The organism is Prosthecobacter sp. GW821-HT29F12 (assembly GCF_058803405.1).
In genome coordinates, this window is record NZ_CM179517.1 from 3,147,486 (window position 1) to 3,165,075 (window position 17,590).

General features: G+C 56.9%; 16 protein-coding genes. 10 read left to right on the forward strand and 6 right to left on the reverse strand.

The genetic code is table 11. The annotated features are described in order from the left end of the window. Nucleotides 1-4: 4 nt before the first annotated feature. The 3 genes from AC3RLQ_RS13045 to AC3RLQ_RS13055 form a co-directional block, all read right to left on the reverse strand. Nucleotides 5-1,285, reverse strand: a complete 1,281-nt coding sequence (locus AC3RLQ_RS13045) for an efflux RND transporter periplasmic adaptor subunit (protein ID WP_493037711.1) — start codon at nucleotides 1,283-1,285, stop codon at nucleotides 5-7. 24 nt (nucleotides 1,286-1,309) lie between these two features. Then, nucleotides 1,310-2,515 (reverse strand): TolC family protein, encoded by a 1,206-nt coding sequence (locus AC3RLQ_RS13050; RefSeq protein ID WP_493037712.1) that lies wholly within the window; start codon nucleotides 2,513-2,515, stop codon nucleotides 1,310-1,312. A 240-nt stretch (nucleotides 2,516-2,755) separates the two neighbouring features. Further along, nucleotides 2,756-3,271, reverse strand: coding sequence for a hypothetical protein (locus tag AC3RLQ_RS13055; protein ID WP_493037714.1), 516 nt, complete (start codon nucleotides 3,269-3,271; stop codon nucleotides 2,756-2,758). Between the two features lie 367 nt (nucleotides 3,272-3,638). Between AC3RLQ_RS13055 and AC3RLQ_RS13060 the strand changes: the two genes are divergently transcribed. The 8 genes from AC3RLQ_RS13060 (at nucleotide 3,639) to AC3RLQ_RS13095 (ending at nucleotide 10,358) form a co-directional block, all read left to right on the forward strand. Further along, nucleotides 3,639-3,839 carry a hypothetical protein gene (locus AC3RLQ_RS13060; protein ID WP_493037716.1) on the forward strand — a complete coding sequence of 67 codons (201 nt, stop codon included), beginning with the start codon at nucleotides 3,639-3,641 and terminating at the stop codon, nucleotides 3,837-3,839. A gap of 9 nt (nucleotides 3,840-3,848) precedes the next feature. Beyond that, nucleotides 3,849-5,582, forward strand: coding sequence for a hypothetical protein (locus tag AC3RLQ_RS13065; RefSeq protein WP_493037718.1), 1,734 nt, complete (start codon nucleotides 3,849-3,851; stop codon nucleotides 5,580-5,582). Beyond that, a complete protein-coding gene (locus AC3RLQ_RS13070; protein ID WP_493037720.1) occupies nucleotides 5,579-6,421 on the forward strand; it encodes a ParA family protein in 843 nt (280 codons plus the stop codon). Before AC3RLQ_RS13065 ends, AC3RLQ_RS13070 begins: the two co-directional genes overlap by 4 nt. Beyond that, on the forward strand, nucleotides 6,418-7,260 hold the full coding sequence (locus AC3RLQ_RS13075; RefSeq protein WP_493037722.1) for a ParB/RepB/Spo0J family partition protein: 843 nt from the start codon (nucleotides 6,418-6,420) through the stop codon (nucleotides 7,258-7,260). Before AC3RLQ_RS13070 ends, AC3RLQ_RS13075 begins: the two co-directional genes overlap by 4 nt. A 44-nt stretch (nucleotides 7,261-7,304) precedes the next feature. After that, entirely contained in the window at nucleotides 7,305-7,571 is a 267-nt protein-coding gene (locus tag AC3RLQ_RS13080; RefSeq protein WP_493037724.1) for an addiction module protein, read from the forward strand. Continuing rightward, nucleotides 7,568-7,906, forward strand: a complete 339-nt coding sequence (locus AC3RLQ_RS13085) for a type II toxin-antitoxin system RelE/ParE family toxin (RefSeq protein ID WP_493037726.1) — start codon at nucleotides 7,568-7,570, stop codon at nucleotides 7,904-7,906. The genes AC3RLQ_RS13080 and AC3RLQ_RS13085 overlap by 4 nt, the downstream gene beginning before the upstream one ends. 361 nt (nucleotides 7,907-8,267) lie before the next feature. Beyond that, a complete protein-coding gene (locus AC3RLQ_RS13090; RefSeq protein WP_493037728.1) occupies nucleotides 8,268-9,134 on the forward strand; it encodes a tyrosine-type recombinase/integrase in 867 nt (288 codons plus the stop codon). 6 nt (nucleotides 9,135-9,140) lie between these two features. Then, entirely contained in the window at nucleotides 9,141-10,358 is a 1,218-nt protein-coding gene (locus AC3RLQ_RS13095; RefSeq protein ID WP_493037730.1) for an IS91 family transposase, read from the forward strand. A 784-nt stretch (nucleotides 10,359-11,142) separates the two neighbouring features. Here AC3RLQ_RS13095 and AC3RLQ_RS13100 read toward each other — a convergent pair. Genes AC3RLQ_RS13100 through AC3RLQ_RS13110 form a run of 3 tightly spaced genes read right to left on the reverse strand, consistent with a single transcriptional unit; the run spans nucleotide 11,143 to nucleotide 14,923 of the window. After that, the gene (locus AC3RLQ_RS13100; RefSeq protein WP_493037732.1) at nucleotides 11,143-13,122 is read right to left on the reverse strand and encodes a hypothetical protein; all 1,980 of its coding nucleotides are present in this window, start codon (nucleotides 13,120-13,122) and stop codon (nucleotides 11,143-11,145) included. After that, nucleotides 13,119-13,676 (reverse strand): hypothetical protein, encoded by a 558-nt coding sequence (locus AC3RLQ_RS13105; RefSeq protein ID WP_493037734.1) that lies wholly within the window; start codon nucleotides 13,674-13,676, stop codon nucleotides 13,119-13,121. The genes AC3RLQ_RS13100 and AC3RLQ_RS13105 overlap by 4 nt, the downstream gene beginning before the upstream one ends. Further along, the gene (locus AC3RLQ_RS13110) at nucleotides 13,673-14,923 is read right to left on the reverse strand and encodes a dsDNA nuclease domain-containing protein (protein ID WP_493037736.1); all 1,251 of its coding nucleotides are present in this window, start codon (nucleotides 14,921-14,923) and stop codon (nucleotides 13,673-13,675) included. Before AC3RLQ_RS13110 ends, AC3RLQ_RS13105 begins: the two co-directional genes overlap by 4 nt. 266 nt (nucleotides 14,924-15,189) lie before the next feature. Between AC3RLQ_RS13110 and AC3RLQ_RS13115 the strand changes: the two genes are divergently transcribed. Together AC3RLQ_RS13115 and AC3RLQ_RS13120 are read left to right on the forward strand one after the other, a co-directional pair. Then, nucleotides 15,190-16,467 carry a type IV secretory system conjugative DNA transfer family protein gene (locus tag AC3RLQ_RS13115; protein ID WP_493037738.1) on the forward strand — a complete coding sequence of 426 codons (1,278 nt, stop codon included), beginning with the start codon at nucleotides 15,190-15,192 and terminating at the stop codon, nucleotides 16,465-16,467. 139 nt (nucleotides 16,468-16,606) lie between these two features. After that, nucleotides 16,607-17,536 carry an ArdC family protein gene (locus tag AC3RLQ_RS13120; protein WP_493037740.1) on the forward strand — a complete coding sequence of 310 codons (930 nt, stop codon included), beginning with the start codon at nucleotides 16,607-16,609 and terminating at the stop codon, nucleotides 17,534-17,536. Nucleotides 17,537-17,590: the final 54 nt, after the last annotated feature.

Genomic DNA, 17,590 nt, shown 5'->3' on the forward strand with positions numbered 1-17,590 from the left:
GGGGTCAATGGTCGTGTGTGGCACCGGATTTCATCACGTCAGCTTTGATGATGAAGCTGTTCTCGGCGGCGTAGGAGGTGCCTGAGGGAATGCCTTCAACAACCTCGACCCACTCCGCATCGCGGCGACCTATCTTGAAGGGCATGGCTTCAAAGAGAGTGCCGACACGGACAAAGACGACATCCCAGTCACGGAAAGTCTGCAGGGCGCTGGCCTTGACGGCTACGGGCACATCCGCTTCCGCATAGACGACATCGCCGGAGACAAACAAACCTGGACGCAGCTCACCCTTTGGGTTGGGCACCACGGCACGTGCCATCATGGTCTGTGATCCCTCAGCGCTGAAAGGTGAGAGATAGCTAAGCGTGGCCTGCACGCTCTCGATTCCTTCGTCGGCATGAAGAGTCACTGCCTGTCCGGTCTTGAGCAGTGGAAAATCATTGCGATGGACGATGAAGTCCACCCACACACTGCTGAGATCAGCGACCACGAACAGCGTGCGCTGATTGTTCGCGAACTCGCCAAGTCTCACATTCTTTTCAATGACGGTGCCGGCAATTTCGGCATGCACTTCATAAGTCTGGAGGCTTTCATTGCCCTCCACGAGGGCCAGCACTTCGCCTTTTTGCACCATGTCACCCAGCTCCTTTTTCACCGCTTTCACGATGCCGTCATAGCGCGGGATGATGCTGACGCGCGTCTGCTCATTGAGTCGCACACGCCCGCGTAGGCTCACGCGTTGCCTGATTTTGGCCGGGCCTGCCTTGAGCATTTCGACGCCTGCTCTGGCAAGGATCTCTTCGGGCATTTCCGCACGGCCTTCGATGGAGTCGAACTTCCATTCATAGCTTTTCCCGGCATGCGCCACATTGACAAAGGCGTGGAAGGAATGCGGCTCCACAACGGGACCATCGCCCACGAAGTAATCGGCCTCCCTTTTGAACTGGATGGTATCGGTGCGGTTGATGCGCTCCAGCTTGATGACGATCTTAGCGTCTTTGGGATCATAGGGCTGGCCGTCCTTGAAGAAATAGACATGAAACTCCGGCGTGATGCCCTCCGGCTCGTAAATCTGCACTTCGCACTCAAAGTCTGGATCGCCGAAGTAACGACCTCCATGGGGGCCGCGTCGTTTGCTGGCATCGTCTGGGGCGGTGGCTCCACCATGTCCGCCGGCTTCACTGTGGGTGCTGACCTCGATGCTCAAGATGCGCTTGGCTACATATGCGCCGCTGACAAGCAGCATGGCGATGATGGCGGCGTTGATAATGGCTTTGTAATTCATGAAGAGATGAGTTTGAAAAGATTCTTAATTGCGACTTTTGGCAGGTGTGGGCACGTCCGCACGAGACAGCGTGATGGGTGCGGCGGTGAGTGCTTCGATCTCGGCGACTGCCTGATGATAGTCTGCCAGGGCGCGCAGGTTCTGGTTGCGTGCCTGAATGAGGGTGCGGCGTGCGTCGAGAATTTCGAGCTGGGTGAACCTCCCGGCTTCATAGCCCTGCCGGATGGCCTCCTCTGCCTGCTGTGCGACTGGCAGCACGTCCTTGTTTAGCAGCTCCACTTCTTTCGTGGCACGGAGGAGAATTTGATAAGCGGCATTGAGCTGCGTAAAGACGTTCATCTCGGAGGCCTTGCGTTCGCTCTCGGTTTTTGCCACTTCCGCCTCGGCGGCGGCAATGGCTCCCTGATTGCGGTTGCGGAAAGGCAACGGCATGGAGAAACCGACCACGAATGAGATGTCTTCCGCCTTGCCCAGCACACGCGGTCCTGCGGAAAGGGTGATGTCCGCTTTCGCGAGCGATTGTTGCTTTGCCAGCGATGCCTGCCGTCTTTGGCGCTCAGCAGACCAGCGCGCAATCTCAGGATTGCTCTGAATGCGTGCGATCAACTCAGAAAATTTTGGAACTTCCTTGATGGACTCCAGACTGCCTTTCACCGAATCAAAATCGGCCGTCTGTGATCCCCATTCAGCCGCCAGATTGATTCTGGCCGTTACAAGCATGCGCTTAGCCTGCTCCAGCTCGATCTTTGCTGAAGCCACGGCAACATTGCTACGCATGACCTCTACAGCGTTCGCCTTGCCCGCTTCCACACGTTTCTGGGTCATTGGCGTGACCTTCTCCGCAAGTTCAGCGGTTTCTGCGGCCAGTTGCACCTGCCGCTGCGACGCCAGCACCTGGATGAAAGCCTGCGTCGTATTCTTGAGCACCTCAACACGGCGCACCTGATAAGCCCACTCCGCTACGGTGCGTCCGGCATCCGCTTCATTGACCCGGGCCTGACGCTTGCCGCCAAGCTCCACAAGTTGGCTCAGCTCCAGTGTATGCTCCATGATCGTCCCATGCTGGTAGGGGCCGCTGCCAGGCAAATTTTGTCCGCCAAAGCTGAGTATAGGATTTGGTTTCAGGCCTGCTTGGATCCGGCGGGCCTCAGCGGAGCGAATGTCCCAGTCAAAGGACTTGAGTTCCGGGTTTTTCTGGAGAGACAGCGCAAGCGCATCTGACAGTGACAAGGTGCCGCCAGGGTCAGCAGCGTGGGCATAAGAAGCGATCAGTAAAAATAATGGAAGTACACGGGGGTGCATGATGAAAGAAGGTGGAGGTGCATGAGTGCAGAAGCGGTCCAGGCACGAACGACATGCCGGGAATTGGCGGAATGAACTGCCGCCACAGTGACAAGCGTGTGATCCGGGCACAAAGCTCCGTGGAACATCACGCAAGGGCTGAACGGGGTTCCCGCCAGCCAGACCTTCTTAAATCAGGAAGACAACCGAACGTGCCACTATCAGCGGCAACGGTGGTGGATCGCAATAATCACGCGGTGGCCGAATGACCAAACAGGTCCTTTTCGTGGGAACCGCGAACACATCTGGGATTTCGATCCAAAGAACAGGAGCAACGCAAATCGTCGGAGCTGCAGCCACCGTCGGCTTTACCGCATCCGTTGGCGTTTTCACCAGCTCGTGGTGATGATGGCTGTCAGAATCCGCTGGGGCATCATGGTCGTCTTCGTCATGATGCTGATGTCCTGAAGGCGCATGATCCAGAGGCCCTTCTTCTCCATGTTCACCATGGCAATGCTCATCAAAAGTGATGACTGCCGTGCCTGTGCAATCGCAGTAGTAATTGACAATGCCGCCCGACAACTGCACCACCATCATCGCCACAAGGGCGAATACGGCGACGGAACGTTTCTTTGAGCTGGAACACATGACAGACAAGTCTCTAACGGAAGAACTGGAAATAGCAAGTAAGGAGTAGCGGTGCACGCAGGCGTGACACGTTTACGTCCACCAAGGACGCACCGGGATAACACCCTCGCGCTACTGCTGTGAAACTCGGTTGCTTCCGCCGAGAATGAAAAGCAAATCACACGCAGCCTAGTTGCTGACCTCGTCGCCCACTATTGGCAGGACGATGAAAAGACCGGGCGCTTCTTCGGTCCTTGTATCGGTATCGAGGGTTTCTCCCGCCTCCTTGTCCTGGGGATCTTGCCCGCTCATCCGCAGCCTCGCTCGAAACGATACGACGAAACCAGAAAGGTGCAAAACTACGGGCGACCCAAGTTTCGAGGCACCGCAGGTTATCCACAGGGCTATGTGACCGGTCGTGTCACGTTCATGGTAAGATGAGGGCATGGAAAAAATCATTCGAAAATCTGCGGGCGTGAAGTTCGAGAGCGATGTGCTCGGATTCATTGACGGGCTGGCGCGCGAGCAGCAGCGCAGCCGCAGCTATATCATCAATGCCATCCTTCGGTGGTATGTGAAGTGGCTGGCGGAGCAGCATGAACTAAAGGTCGAGACCGCGAAGCCCGAGCCGGTAATCCGGCTTTAGCGCACAACCATGGAGCACACGGTTGCGGAAAATCGAATCGTCCTCTCTGCACCCAAGGCACCCAGCCCGGCGGCTTCGACATTTCGGGGCTTCAGACCGCCAACCTCGAACACGACTTACACGCCGAACCAGTTCTTTGACGTGGTCATTCCACACTTCTCGCGTGGTGTCGTTCGTATCGTCGGCTACCTCATTCGCAAAACACTGGGATGGTGCGATACCAACGGCAACCCGCAGGAGGAACAGATCGAGGCGTCCTACAGTGAGCTGGAGCACAAGGCGGGTGTGAGCCGCGACATGATCCGCAATGCTCTTGATGATGCCCTTGCCGGTCACATCCTCGAATGCATTCGAGAGGGACGACCGAAACTTGCGCATGATGCCGGTCAGTCGGCGCACTATGCCTTGAACTGGAGCGGGGCGTCCTACACCACCCGGCCTGCCGAGTTCCGGGGATTTTTTGAAGGCGACGGCAATCGCACCGACATCCCGAACGAGTTCTTTGATGTCGTGATTCCCAATGAACCGCTCTCAGTCATCAAGGTCGTCGGCTCGGTCATCCGCCACAGCATTGGCTTTCAGACCAAGCATGGCCGTCGTCGGCAGCAAGTGGCGCTCTCCTTCCAGCACATTCAGAACTACGCCCGCATTGGCAGCCGTTCCGATCTCGCCAAGGCCGTGCGCACTGCACTGGAAAAGAACTACATCATCCGTGTGGCCGATGGCGTGTTCAGCCATCGTTTCGATGAACGCCGCAGCGCGACTTATGCCCTGCGCTGGTCGGATTCCCTGATCGGTCAGAAAATCGCACCAGCGGTTGGTCAGTCAGAAAAGCAGACCAGCATCGGTCAGATTTCCGCACCAGTCGATCAGTCGGAAATTCAGACCAGTATTAAAACGAAACCAGGAAATGAAATTATAAACAGGCAACCGGCGGCTGACACTTCGCTTGCGCAAAAACTCATCGCAATCGGGTTCAGCGAGAAGACGGCTGCCAAGTTGATCCGGGAGAATCGCCCACAAGCCATCGAAGAACAAATCGCATGGCTGCCGCTTAGGGCTCCGGCAAGGAGTCCAGCGGGACTGCTCCGACGGGCGATTGAACAGGGATGGCCCGCACCCGCAAAACTACGGGCGACCCAAGTTTTGGGCACTTCTGGTTGGGAATTCGCCCGATGTTTCTACGCCGCTTATGGTGGGAATCGCGGCGAGCCGGTGAATGAGCCTTCGCCAAGCGAGGCCCAGGTGGCGGAAGTCTTCGTGCAGCGTCTCGTCCGCGCCAGTGGCGGTCAGAACACTCCCGCCGAATGGGGGCGCGTCATCGGCCAGATGGCGCGTGAACAGCGCAATCCGTTCCCATCGCTCCAGCTCGCGATTCGACAGCTAGGCGATGGCTACCTCGTCCGGGTCGAGAAGCTGCGCCTGCATACTCAGCTCGTGACGATCACCGAGCGCCGGGAACAGCACGAGCAGACCTACCGTGCGACATGGCTCGCTTGGTTGAACGAGCAGCAGGCGGAAATGCAACACAGCAGCCCGGACGACTACGTCCGCTACACGGTCAAGCGTGAGCGCGAACGAGCCGAATTGGCCGCCGATCCGAAGCCTTGGGCAAAGCGCGTGCTCGATCACTTCGATACCGAGACAGCGCAGGCACACGCTTTTCGTGAATTCTTCGGCCTCCCGGACTTCTGGCAGTGGGATGCCGACATTAACAGCCAATCATTTCAAACCAACGCATGAAAATTGTCACCGTCATCAATGCCAAGGGCGGTTGTGGCAAGAGCACCATCGCTATGAACCTCGCCAGCGGCCTGGCTCGCTACGGCCATCGTGTCCTACTCATGGATCTCGATCCTCAGGCCCAGGTCACCCAGTGGCTCGCCGCAGGGGACGGCCTCACCTCGGAGGGCACACTCGTTTCTGCGCTAACGCAGCAGCAGTCGCTCAGCGAGGTCATCCAGCCCACCGGCTTTGAACGCCTGTCGTTCGCCGCCAGTTCCGATGGACTCGAAGACCTCGGACGCGAAATCAGCCAGACAGAAGGCTATCCGTCCATGCTCACTCAATTGCTCGCTGAGGAGCACATCGCCGACCGCTTTGACTTCATCGTCATCGACTCGCCGAATCAAATTTCGCCAATCATGGAGAACGCCATTTTTCCCGCCGATGCCTTCATCGTCCCGTTTGAGAGTACAAAGGCCGTGAGGAGCTACGCCAGCATCTACAAGCTCCTCGTTAAGCTTCGCTCCGGCAGTGACTTTCACATGCTGCATGTGCTGAGCAATTTGACCCGTCTGCCGGGTTTACGGAAGCGTGTCCTTACGCTGCTCCGTGATGATGGCATCGCCGCCGCTCGCAGCGAGATTCGTTCCTGCGGCTGGATGGCACAGGTGGATGAAAATGGTGGCAGTATTTTCCACTACCGCCCGCTGTCCAAAGGCGCGCAGGACATGGCCGCCCTCGTCGAAGAGGTGCGGGAATTATTCAGTAACGGGCCGCAGGCCCACCCGGAGGCAGCAGAGAGCACGGATTCATCTGATGAACCTCGACTTGATGCAGTCTCCGCCCCAACAGCATGACCAAATTACCCGAAGGCAAAAGTCGTCTCGATCTCGTCAAAGCCGGCCTCATGGGAGGACTGCCAAAGCGAGGCCGCTTCATCGTATCCATTGAGCGGCTCCAGGAAGATCCAGACAACGAACGCAAAAATTTTAACAACATGGACGACATGATCGAGTCCGTCCGCCGTCACGGTATTATCGAACCGATCACAGTCACACAGGACGGCGACCGCTACCGCATTCTCACCGGCCACCGCCGCTTTCGTGCCGCGAAGGCGGTCGGTCTCGCCGAAGTCGAGGTGCTCGTGCGTGAACCGGATGATGAAATCACCCGCCGTTTTAAGAGTCTCATTTCCAACATCCAGCGTGAAAACATCGGTGCTGTGGAGCTGGCAGAAACCCTGCGCGCGCTGCTTGATTCCGATTCCGTGGCGACCCAGCGTGAACTTGCCACCCAGGTAGGGAAGAGCGAGCAGTGGGTGAGTGGCATTCTCCGCATCCTGGAACTGCCTGCACGGCTGCAGGAGGAAATGCGCACCACGCCCGGCATCGGCTACGAGATGGCCCTGCGAATCGCCAGGGTGGGGGATTCCCAGCTTCAAGAGGAACTGGTCACTGCCGCCAAGGCAGGGGAGAGCACCCACAGCATTCGTGCTCGCATTGAGACTCGTCATGCCCAGCAAGGTGTCAGTCCGTCTCGAAACCCTCGCCTTACTTCGGTCATTCAATTCAAGCACCGGCAGGGAAGCTGCACCGCCACCCTCCGGGCGAAACGCGAACCGCAGGCGAGGGAAGCGATGCTCGAAGCGTTGCGCCATCTGGAGAAGCAGGTGCGCGAAGACGACTCGCTGCGTTGATTCGCCCCCTCGACAACCCCGGCACCATTTGATACAATCCAACCATGCCAATCACCATTGAACACATCAAACAGGAAATCCGCAGCCTCGCACCCAACGAGGTGGATCACTTGCTGCGTGATCTTCAGAGTGAATACACCATGCCTTTGGTCGGAGAGGATGCTTCCGTTGTTGAAGCGGCATGGGATGCCGAAATTACCGAGCGTGTGAAGGACGTTGAAGAAGGGCGCGTCGCTCTCGTCTCAGGCGCAGAGTTGCAGCATGGCACCGATGCCTTGTTTGCCGAACTCGGCATCAAGCGCCTGGCATGAGGATCGACTTCGATATTCATCCCGCTGCACAGGCCGAGTTCTACGACACCATCCGGCACTACGCCTCCTTTGATGAACAGGATCAGGATCAACCCCTCGCAGCCGCCTTCGATGCGACCTTTAACCGGCATTTGAGCCTCATCCTCGACAACCCGCTGCTCTACAATCTCCGCCGTCCTCCGATCCGCCGCGCCAATCTCACTCCGCGCTTTGACGAACACTACATCGCCTACATGGTCTGGCGGGAACGTGTCGTCATTCTTGCCATTGCCCATGCCAAACGCCGCCCGTACTACTGGCGCAAGCGTATCGGTGAGGCGAAAAAGCTGTTCTGATTCGCTTCAGCGGTACACAAACTCACCCACCAATACTGCGATTCACACCACACGACGCCGAATCCGTCAAGACCACGACTTTTACAGGGCTGCTGCGAAGCAGCTCTTTTGATTTTCTCGCATGTCGATCAAGGACACGCCTCAACAACTACAGGCGACCCAAGTTCATCAAGGACACGCACGGGGCAAAAACCCAGCATTGAAGCCATTTTTGCGGGGTCATGTCGCGAAACTAATATTGAACTAAACCGCTTCGCGGAGAGCCAGGAGCCTTCGCCACGCGGTGCGCTGGGAGGAACGCGAGTGTCGCGTCATATCGCAGAGGTTATCTTGTGCGACATGCGGGTGATGGTGTCTGCCCATGACACCACTACGCCAACGCTTCATTGATGAACTCGACCTGCGCGGTTATTCCGTGCAGACCCGCGACAGCTATGTCTCCGCCGTGAGCCGCCTGGCCGGCCACTGGCGCAAGCCGCCGGATCAGATCACCGACGACGAGATCAGGCAGTATTTGCTGCACCTGATCCGCGTCCGCAGGCTCGCACGCTCCACGATCAACGTGGCCGTCAGCGCCCTGCGGTTCTTTTACCAGCATGTGCTGGGCCGCTCCCTGAGCGAGATCGAGGACACTCTGCCTCGCATGCGCCCCTCAACCAGGCGTCCGCAGATTTACAGCATTGAGGAGATCGAACGTCTGTTCAGCACGCCGGGCTTGAACCCGAAGCACCGCGTGCTGTTGATGATCGTCTATGCCGCCGGGCTGCGCGTCAGCGAAGCCTGCCACCTGCGCGCCGAGGACATCCTCAGCCAGCGCATGCAGATCCGCGTGGTTCAGGGCAAGGGGCGCAAAGACCGCTACACCGTCCTGTCGAGCCGTCTTCTTGACGAGCTGCGAACATACTGGCGCACCTTTCGGCCAAAAGGCAGCCTCTTTCCCTCTCCTGCAACCGGACGGCCGGTCACCAAGCGAACAGCGGAGCGGGTGTTTCGCAGGGCGGTCAGCCAGGCAGGCCTGCCTGACCGTGGCGGCATCCACTGCCTGCGCCACAGCTTCGCCACGCATCTGCTGGAGAGCGGCGTTGATCTCGTCGTGCTGCAGCGGCTGCTGGGACATCGGAGCCTCAGCGCCACCTCCACCTACCTGCATGTGAGCCAGATACGGCTGCAAAATGTGCGCAGCCCGCTGGATTTGGTGGACGTTGGACAGCTCAAAACCCAGGCGTAGGCGGCCATGCATTCCCCGCCCGCTTCAAAGGTGGCGGCAACGAAGGATGAGCGGCTGACCATGGCGGCGGTTCTGCGCGCCTGCATGCCCGCGCATCTTTGCCAGCACAAGATGCCAACGCACCACTGGCGCACGCTGCGCGCACTGATGGCATGCCGGACTCCCGCCCTCGGAGGCCATGTTTATCAATGCTCCGGCTGTGGGCGCGAGCATTTCGTGCCGCATTCCTGCCGCAACCGCCACTGCCCGACCTGCCAGCCCGCACGCGGCGCGGAGTGGATGCGCAGGCAGTGTGAGCTGCTCCTGCCCATTCCCTACTTCCACCTCGTTTTCACGCTGCCGCACCAGCTCAACGCGCTCATCGCCCAGAACCAGACCGCCCTTTACGAGCTGCTCTTCAACGCCGCCAGCACGACACTGCTGGAGTTCGGGCGCAACAGGTTCAAGGCCGCGCTCGGCATCACCGCCGTGCTGCACACCTGGGGCCAGACGCTCAACGACCACTACCACCTGCATTGCATCGTGACTGGTGGCGGACTGACAGCCGACGGCAGCCAATGGGTCTCTGCGCAAAAGCACTGGCTCTTTCCCGTTCGCGCTCTTTCCAAGATGTATCGCGGCAAGTTCTGCTCCGGCCTGCGGGATCTTCATGAGCGGAACCGTCTGGAGTTCCACGGCCACATCCAGGAGCTGGCAGAGCGCAGCCGGTTTGACGCCCTGCTGCGCGACATCTGCCGCCGCAAATGGGTCGTGCATGCCAAACGCCCGTTCAACGGCCCCGAAACCGTGCTCGCCTATCTGGCGCGCTACACGCACCGGGTGGGAGTCAGCGACTCACGTCTCGCGGCCTGCGATGAGCACAGCCAGACCGTGAGTTTCCGCTACAAGGACTACGCTCATGCGTCGGAACACAAGACCATGACGCTCGGCATGAGCGAGTTTGTGCGAAGGTTCCGCCAGCACATCCTGCCTCCCAGGTTCACCAAGATCAGGCACTACGGCCTGCTTGCCAACCGTGGGCGCACCCGGCGAGTCGAACAAGCCAGAGCACTGCTGGACACACGAGCGGCGAACACATCGGCAACGACAGCCAGCCCCCAGGCACCATCTCGTCTGCAGACCGAACCAATGAAGTGCCCGTTCTGCCAGGACATCCGGCTCGTCGTGATCCGCATCGTCATTCCACCTGGCAGCCGCGCTCCTGCGATCCTTGACAGCTCATGAACATCCATTTCGCAATCCAGCTTCGTCAATCACCAACAAGCCTTCGTCGCGGCAACCGGCAACGCATGGGCATGGGGTGCCGTTGTCTCAATCCGTCGGCATTTGTCGTCCTCACTCGCCTGACACCACTTCCATGGTTCTGAACCACCCACGATACTCACCGTGCTCATGGAACTCTGCCCCGGCAGCAGAGCGCCAGTACCATGCCCCAGCCAAAAACCCGCCTCCTGGCCGAGCCCGCGCGGTTACTTTCCCCCGTATCGGACAACCGGCCTTCCAAGCGATGGGCCGAAGCGGCTTCGTTCAATAGCGCAGTATCCGGCATGGCCGACAACGCCTGTGCGACTTTCACGCTCAAGGACACGGCCACGCCGGATACTGCGCTCTGAATTGGGCGACACGGTCGAACCCCTCTCTTCACCCCTATTTACATGGTATGTAGGGCACGCGAAAAATCGCGGCGGAGCGCTGACGCGCGAACGACGATTGCACGGCCTCACTGAGCGGCGATTCGCGCCAGGGCCTTGTCACGGGTGCCCCCACGTGTTCGGGCTCAACGCCCGACTTCACGCGGTTTCCTTCGGCGACAAGGACTTGATCGACCTACGGATAAAGGTCATGGCCGGAACCGGGCTACCCGCCCTCGGCCAATGACCAACCGCGTGAAGTCGGGCGCTGCGGCCCGCCGGTCTATCGACGGACGGCCCTCGCCCAAACACGTGGGGGCACGACGGGTGACGAATACCGCCACCGATGCCCCTCCTCCCTGCCTGAGCTATCACAATTACTTGCCTATGTAGTATCGAATGAGCGGCGGAAACGGGTTTTGACTTGGGTCAATGCCAACGGCGTTTGGGCGCATGTGCTTCTCCAAGAACTTTGGTTCAAAGTCGCTTGGAGGAGGGCAGAGTTCCTTGTCGATCAGAATGAACTGTGTGTTTCGCAACTCGTCGCTGGATAACTGGTAGAGCAGCTCAAAAAAGCCTTCGAATTGCTCTCTGTTCTCTCGCTCACTGATGTTTTTCATTGGGGAGTCGATGATCAGGAGAGTTGGCAAGAGCGCACCAATCTCAGATGCCAGCCGATGAACGGCAATCGCAAAACAACATTTGAACAGAGTCTTCTTGCCGCCGCTGCCAAGATTCGCAAATGAAGTAACTGCCAAGTCGCCGCTCCCTGCCGATGATACCTCGGGAAGAAAATGTGGTGCCTTCATCTCAACCACATCAGTAGGAACAAAGCCCGGGATCTTCGCACGAACCAAACAATCGAGGAATAGCACTCTAAGACGAGAGAGGTTTTTTGTATCGCTCTCTGCCTTCTGTCTGGCCTCTTTCAATTTTTTGCGAGTGGCCTGCTCAGAAGCTAAGAGTTCCCCGACCTCATTTTCTAATTCTAATATGCGACGAGAGAGGAACTCAATCTTTTTCAGGTCAACAAGCTCCTGTTGAATCGCGGCCCTCCGCTTCTCAATTTCAAGGTTGGCAGATAGGTAGGCGGAATCGTAAAGCCTGGACACCCGATCAAGTTCGGCATTGCCAACAGCTTTTTGGTTTTCCGTTTCTCTTGCAAGCCGCTCTACCTTTCGAAGCTCACCCTCATGTTTCCCTATAATTTCATTCAACTCGGCAACGCGCGAATCCAGATCACGTTCCAGCACTTCCTCGTCCACCGAGGGGGGCGGTTCTGCGATGTGCGACTGTCCACATACGCTACATACGCCCGGATCACGCGCCGGAAGAGTGACACTGCAACTTGGACACTCCAGAAAATCAACGCCAGTTAATACCGCCCTAGCCGATTGCGATCTCCGAAACCGCGTTGATAGCGCGAGAAGCTCGTTCTTGTGTGCTTTGTCCTTCGCGATCAACGTCTTCAGATCTTCGGCGGCCTGTGCCAGCATCTCAGATCTTGCGTAGAGTTCTCGACCAGCATTTCGAAGTGTGTCCATCGCATGGGTGCGAGTGAGACCAGTCTGCGACCTTGCTGTTCGAATTTCTTCGTCCAGCGACTGTAGCTTTGCTTCGAGATGGGAGCGCACTATCTGAATCTCCTGGTCGGAACCAATCTCAGATGCGGTCAAGGCGTCTCGAATCGCCGTAGCACCCGCCTCAGCCTTTAATCGGTCAGCTCTTATTCGCTCAAGACGGACTTCAAGTTCGGACACCACCTCCTGATGAAATCCCACAATAAAACGTAGGACATCCTTACTCTTTAGGCGTTTGAAAACGTTTCCATCTGTCTCCAAGTTGAAGAAGCTGCTATCCATGGAGTCCTGATCCAGATAGCAGTACCACAGAAGGTCACGTATACTCAAACGCTCCAAGTCCGAGTCCTCGTTTAGTTTGCTGCGCCGGACTTTTGGAGCTGGACGACCTGCAATATAGAAAATCAGATCAGACAACACTTCCACACCAGTGCCCGGGAGAATTTCGCCATCTGCTTTTCTAGCCGGAATGACGACTTCAAAGTGTTCACCATCCTTCTGCCAATGAGCACGAATTTGATCTGAGTGGGATTGACGTTCCAAAACGACCGAAACGTTCTCAACTGTCAATTGGAGGCTCGCTGAGACAAATTCCAATTGCATCGCCGGAGTCATCTCTCCCTCGCCGAGCTTTGCTCCAAAACAATAGTCTATCAGCCTTGCAATCGTTGATTTGCCTGCACCCATTTGCCCATGGAAGGACGTGAAATCGGCAAATTCGATCCGCTCGCGCTCCTTTTTAAAGGCAAGGTTCAATTCGATAAGGCGCACATTCATAAAGCATTAATATTTGACCCCCATCGCATGGAGATGAGTTCCGGGAAGACATCGTAGATGAAATCCTTCAACCGAGTCGCAGGCATGTCTCCCACGCTCGACGCCACGAGTTTCGCACGCTTGGCAATGGCTTCGAACTCTGGCGCTTTCAACAGTTCGACAGCAGTCGAGGCTCCGAGTGCCGTCAGCTTCACATTGATTGTCCTTCCTTCGACGAACGTATGAGCCAGACCTTTTGCAGCCATTATGCCGATCCAACGTCGATACCTTTCATCCCATGGTCCGAATCGGAAGCGAATCATCTTGGCCTCTATTGTCTCTCCCTCCTGTGCTCGGATCTCGTCTGCTTGCTTCTGCTTGTTCAACTTCTCCAGCATTCGCGCGAGCCCACTCGGATAGCGAACGAGGAAGTCGAGCTTCGCCAGCTTCATAATGCCTTTGACTGGCTTGCCTGATCGACCCGACAAGGCTTGCAATAAAAGAAGTATCCGGGCCAGATGGAAGTCGTCGCAATGTTCGATCTGCTGAGCTGCTCTCACAATCGTCAGGCTCATAGCTCACCCTCAATGTTAAACTTGTTACTCCACCAAACTTTACAATTTGATGTCAAGAGCCCAGACACCCCGATCAGCATGTCGGAAGGTTGACGATACACATGCGTTGGTTCTTTCTCAGCAATTCGTTTGAGACGATCCTGAACGTCAATGAGCATTGCGGCTCCATATGGCTCAGGGTCCTGACTTGCCCGCAATTTTGCATCGTCGCACTCCGCTAAAACCACACTTTCAATTTGTGCCAAGACCTTTTGGCCGTCTTGAGGCCGAGTCACCAAATCAAGAAGAATCTGTTCTGCACTTAGAGAGCGTCTGCGCATTGTCTCGAATTGAGCAGCCAAGCCGCCACGCACGAGCTTCTTCTCGAGTATCGTGAGCTTATCCTTTGTGTTTCCCAACTCGAGCGACGCTAGTTCAGGCAGATACCGGAAAGAAGGCCCTTGAGCATCCTGAATTGCCAAACGTGCTGAAGCAACGTCCAAGCGCTTAGCAAGTAGGAATGGATCAATACCCTTGTCACGAATTAAACCGACCCAACTCTTACTGGGGTCTCGACTGGCCAGCGATGAGGCTCGGAAAACAAGGGCGCGTAAAGATTCCCGCACACAGGCTAGTCTTGAAGCAGGCATCGCCTCGCAATCTTCGATTGCCGAAATATGCGTTTGGCACAATTCGTCATCGAGTCCGTCCTCACTCGGCCCACGGACAAGTTCCATCCGTTTTAACACTGCGAATACCAGTTCAGGGAGCTGGTTAGCCGATCTTACGAGAGCTTCGAAGCCCTTCCTTGCTGTGGCAGGCAGAGATTGCCAGTTTAGAACGCCATCAATTGAACCAAGCAATTTCACAGGACTATACATTTCTCGGTCTTTCGAAGATGAGTCGGAGTAACCGGTATTTGATACAAATTTGAACGTTGCGACTTGATCTGGAAACCGGAGATCCAAATCGCCAAAACGTGCGACACTCTTGATGAATGCTTCGTCATTCGTCTCCCATTTTCCGGCCTTGGAGTCTGAGGTTCGCGTCTTCACTTGCAAGGCGTCGAAGAGGCCGTCATCGCGCTCGGCGAGAAAGTCCTCGTGTTGCTCGCACCAAAGCGCACGATAAGACAATCTCTTTGTCAGCATCCCGGAAAGCAGAATCACGCCATAACCAAACTGATAGCTAAACTTGCTCAAAACAACATCGCCAGGGTCGTTCAAATCGCGCGCCTCAACAGGTGATAGAGCTGTGTTTGAGGACATTGGATTCGTAGAGCTACTGATGCACCACCGTGGATCAGCGTGTAGGCTTCGCAAGGATATTATTTAGTCGCCAGCCTTCCGGGCGAGCGACTTTCGCAACAGTCTGATACAATAGCAAGGTCATTCAGCCGCCGAAGCCAGTCGCTGATTACCCACAGGGCTCGCCCAAAAGGCGTTTGCCCAGTGTCTTGCCAGACTCGCACCAACCACACCACGGGTGCATCGTCTGGCTCATCAATCAAGGAGCGGCGGCTGGCTTGAGCAGCATGAACGATCATTTCCTTCACATTGGCAAACGCGAGGTCTGGGGCGGCGAGCTGCCGTTCGGGTTCGATGTGGCCGATGCTCGCTTCCACACCTACATCATCGGCAAAACTGGCTCGGGTAAGACCACGCTGCTACGCAACCTCATCCTCCAACTCATTCTGCAAGGGCATGGCGTCGGCTTGATCGATCCGCATGGCGATCTCGCGGAGGAATTGCTCGATCACATCCCGCCGTCGCGCGCCGAGCAGACCGTGTATTTCAATCCCGGTGATGCGGACTTCCCCATCGGGCTGAACTTGTTTGCGCAGACGCACGACGACGACCGGCATCTCATCGCGTCCGGCATCGTGGGTGCGCTCAAGAACCTCTGGCACGACTCATGGGGGCCGCGACTGGAGTACATCCTGCATAACGCCGTGGCCGCGCTTGCGCATTGCCCGAACACTTCCCTGCTTGGCGTGAATCGCATGCTCACCGACGACGCCTACCGGCAGTGGGTCGTGCGTCAGGTGCGCGACCCGTTTCTGAAGGACTACTGGGTGAACGAGTTCGAGAGCTATGATGAACGATTCAAACGCGAGGCCGTCGCTCCGATTCAGAACAAGGTGGGTCAGCTGCTGCTCTCCCCCATCATCCGCAACATCGTGGGTCAGGTGCGCAGCAAGGTGAGCATCCCCTTCGTGATGGATGAAGGCCGCATCTTCATTGCCAACCTCGCCAAAGGCCAGATTGGTCACGACAAAGCGAACCTGCTCGGCTCGCTGCTCGTCACGCAGTTCCAGCTTGCCGCCATGGCCCGCAGCCGGCAACCCGAGTCCGAGCGCCGTGACTTCTACCTGTTTGTCGATGAGTTCCAAAACTTTGCCACTGAGTCCTTTACCAGCATCCTCGCTGAAGCCCGAAAATATCGGCTCAATCTCACACTGAGTCATCAATACATCACTCAGCTCTCGCCCACGGTGCGCGATGCCGTCTTCGGCAATGTCGGCACGCTCATCGCCTTCCGAGTCGGCTTCACAGATGCCGAGCACCTGCACGGCGAATTCGGCGAGGAATTCCACGAGCGACAATTCGTCGATCTCCCACGCTACGAAACCCTGATCCGCAGCCAGTCATACGACGGTTCCATGCATTTCCAACGCGCTCGATTGATGGCTCCCATCGAAACAAATCAAGGTCGGCGTGAGAAACTGATCAAAAGGAGTCGGGAGCGGTTCGCAACGAAGCGTGTCGTGGTGGAGGAGAAGCTTGAGCGGTGGCTCAAGGAGTCGTTCTGAGTCAGCTACCTTGTCAGACTGTGCATGAGTTTGATATGCTCATAGAGGAGCAGTCCGGGGGCCGAGGAGGCGCGGTGGTCAGTCTGAATCCTGCCTCACAACGAGGTGGGCTTCATCTGACCATCAGCAACACCGCCCCATGAGCACCTCTGCAAAGATCAAAGATCCTTATCAGACCGTCACTGACATCATCATCGACCACTTGGAACGTGGCGTCGTTCCCTGGCATTGTCCGTGGCAACGTGAAGTTGGCATCCCACGCAACTTCCACTCGGGCAAGACCTACAAGGGCATCAACGTGCTCTTGCTGGGAATGCGTCACCTGCCATCGCCATACTGGCTGACCTTCCGTCAAGCCCAGGAGTTGGGCGGCAATGTTCGCAAAGGCGAGCGAGGCTCTCATGTGATCAAGGTGGGCGAATCTTCACCTTCACAAAATGAGCGTGAACATGCCAAAGAATCCGACGAGCCGCAGCGCAAGCGTTCATTCCTTCGGGAATACACCGTCTTCAACGCGACGCAGATCGATGGCATCGCGTTCCCTGCGGCGCTGAACATTCCCCAGCTCAGCCCGCATGAACGCATCCAAGCCGCCGAACAAGTCGTTGCCGAGATGCAGCTTCCGCCCGTCATTGAGGAAGGATCGACCACCGTGGCTTGCTATCGGCTGGCAGCGGACACGATCCACATGCCGGCTTTCGCGAGCTTCGATAGCGCCGAGGCATTTTACCTCACGCTCTATCATGAAATGTGTCATTCGACTGGTCATCCAGACCGGTTGAATCGCGAGAGCCTCATCAAGCATGACGGGTTCGGAGGGAAAGTGTATTCCCAGGAAGAACTCGTTGCCGAGATGGGCGCTGCTTTCCTTGGGATGGAGACGCACCTTGTTCACGATGCACATGAGCAATCCGCTGCCTACCTCCAAAGCTGGCTCGATGTCCTGCGTGTGAAGGTACACAAGCGTTGGATCATCAACGCTGCCTCTCACGCTGGCAAGGCTGCGGACTTCATACTGAACCGGGCGACCCGCGATGGAAGCTTGATCACATCGAGTGTGACGGCCTGAATCAAGAAGCCTCTCCAATACCCGGAGAGGCTTCGTTCGTGTTACAATGAAGGC

Coding starts and splice junctions, on each gene's coding strand:
- AC3RLQ_RS13100 (WP_493037732.1), bottom strand. CDS start 13,122: ATGAATGTGCGCCTTATCGAATTGAACCTTGCCTTTAAAAAGGAGCGC.
- AC3RLQ_RS13105 (WP_493037734.1), bottom strand. CDS start 13,676: ATGAGCCTGACGATTGTGAGAGCAGCTCAGCAGATCGAACATTGCGAC.
- AC3RLQ_RS13095 (WP_493037730.1), top strand. CDS start 9,141: ATGCATTCCCCGCCCGCTTCAAAGGTGGCGGCAACGAAGGATGAGCGG.
- AC3RLQ_RS13060 (WP_493037716.1), top strand. CDS start 3,639: ATGGAAAAAATCATTCGAAAATCTGCGGGCGTGAAGTTCGAGAGCGAT.
- AC3RLQ_RS13065 (WP_493037718.1), top strand. CDS start 3,849: ATGGAGCACACGGTTGCGGAAAATCGAATCGTCCTCTCTGCACCCAAG.
- AC3RLQ_RS13080 (WP_493037724.1), top strand. CDS start 7,305: ATGCCAATCACCATTGAACACATCAAACAGGAAATCCGCAGCCTCGCA.
- AC3RLQ_RS13115 (WP_493037738.1), top strand. CDS start 15,190: ATGAACGATCATTTCCTTCACATTGGCAAACGCGAGGTCTGGGGCGGC.
- AC3RLQ_RS13070 (WP_493037720.1), top strand. CDS start 5,579: ATGAAAATTGTCACCGTCATCAATGCCAAGGGCGGTTGTGGCAAGAGC.
- AC3RLQ_RS13085 (WP_493037726.1), top strand. CDS start 7,568: ATGAGGATCGACTTCGATATTCATCCCGCTGCACAGGCCGAGTTCTAC.
- AC3RLQ_RS13110 (WP_493037736.1), bottom strand. CDS start 14,923: ATGTCCTCAAACACAGCTCTATCACCTGTTGAGGCGCGCGATTTGAAC.
- AC3RLQ_RS13075 (WP_493037722.1), top strand. CDS start 6,418: ATGACCAAATTACCCGAAGGCAAAAGTCGTCTCGATCTCGTCAAAGCC.
- AC3RLQ_RS13120 (WP_493037740.1), top strand. CDS start 16,607: ATGAGCACCTCTGCAAAGATCAAAGATCCTTATCAGACCGTCACTGAC.
- AC3RLQ_RS13090 (WP_493037728.1), top strand. CDS start 8,268: ATGACACCACTACGCCAACGCTTCATTGATGAACTCGACCTGCGCGGT.
- AC3RLQ_RS13045 (WP_493037711.1), bottom strand. CDS start 1,285: ATGAATTACAAAGCCATTATCAACGCCGCCATCATCGCCATGCTGCTT.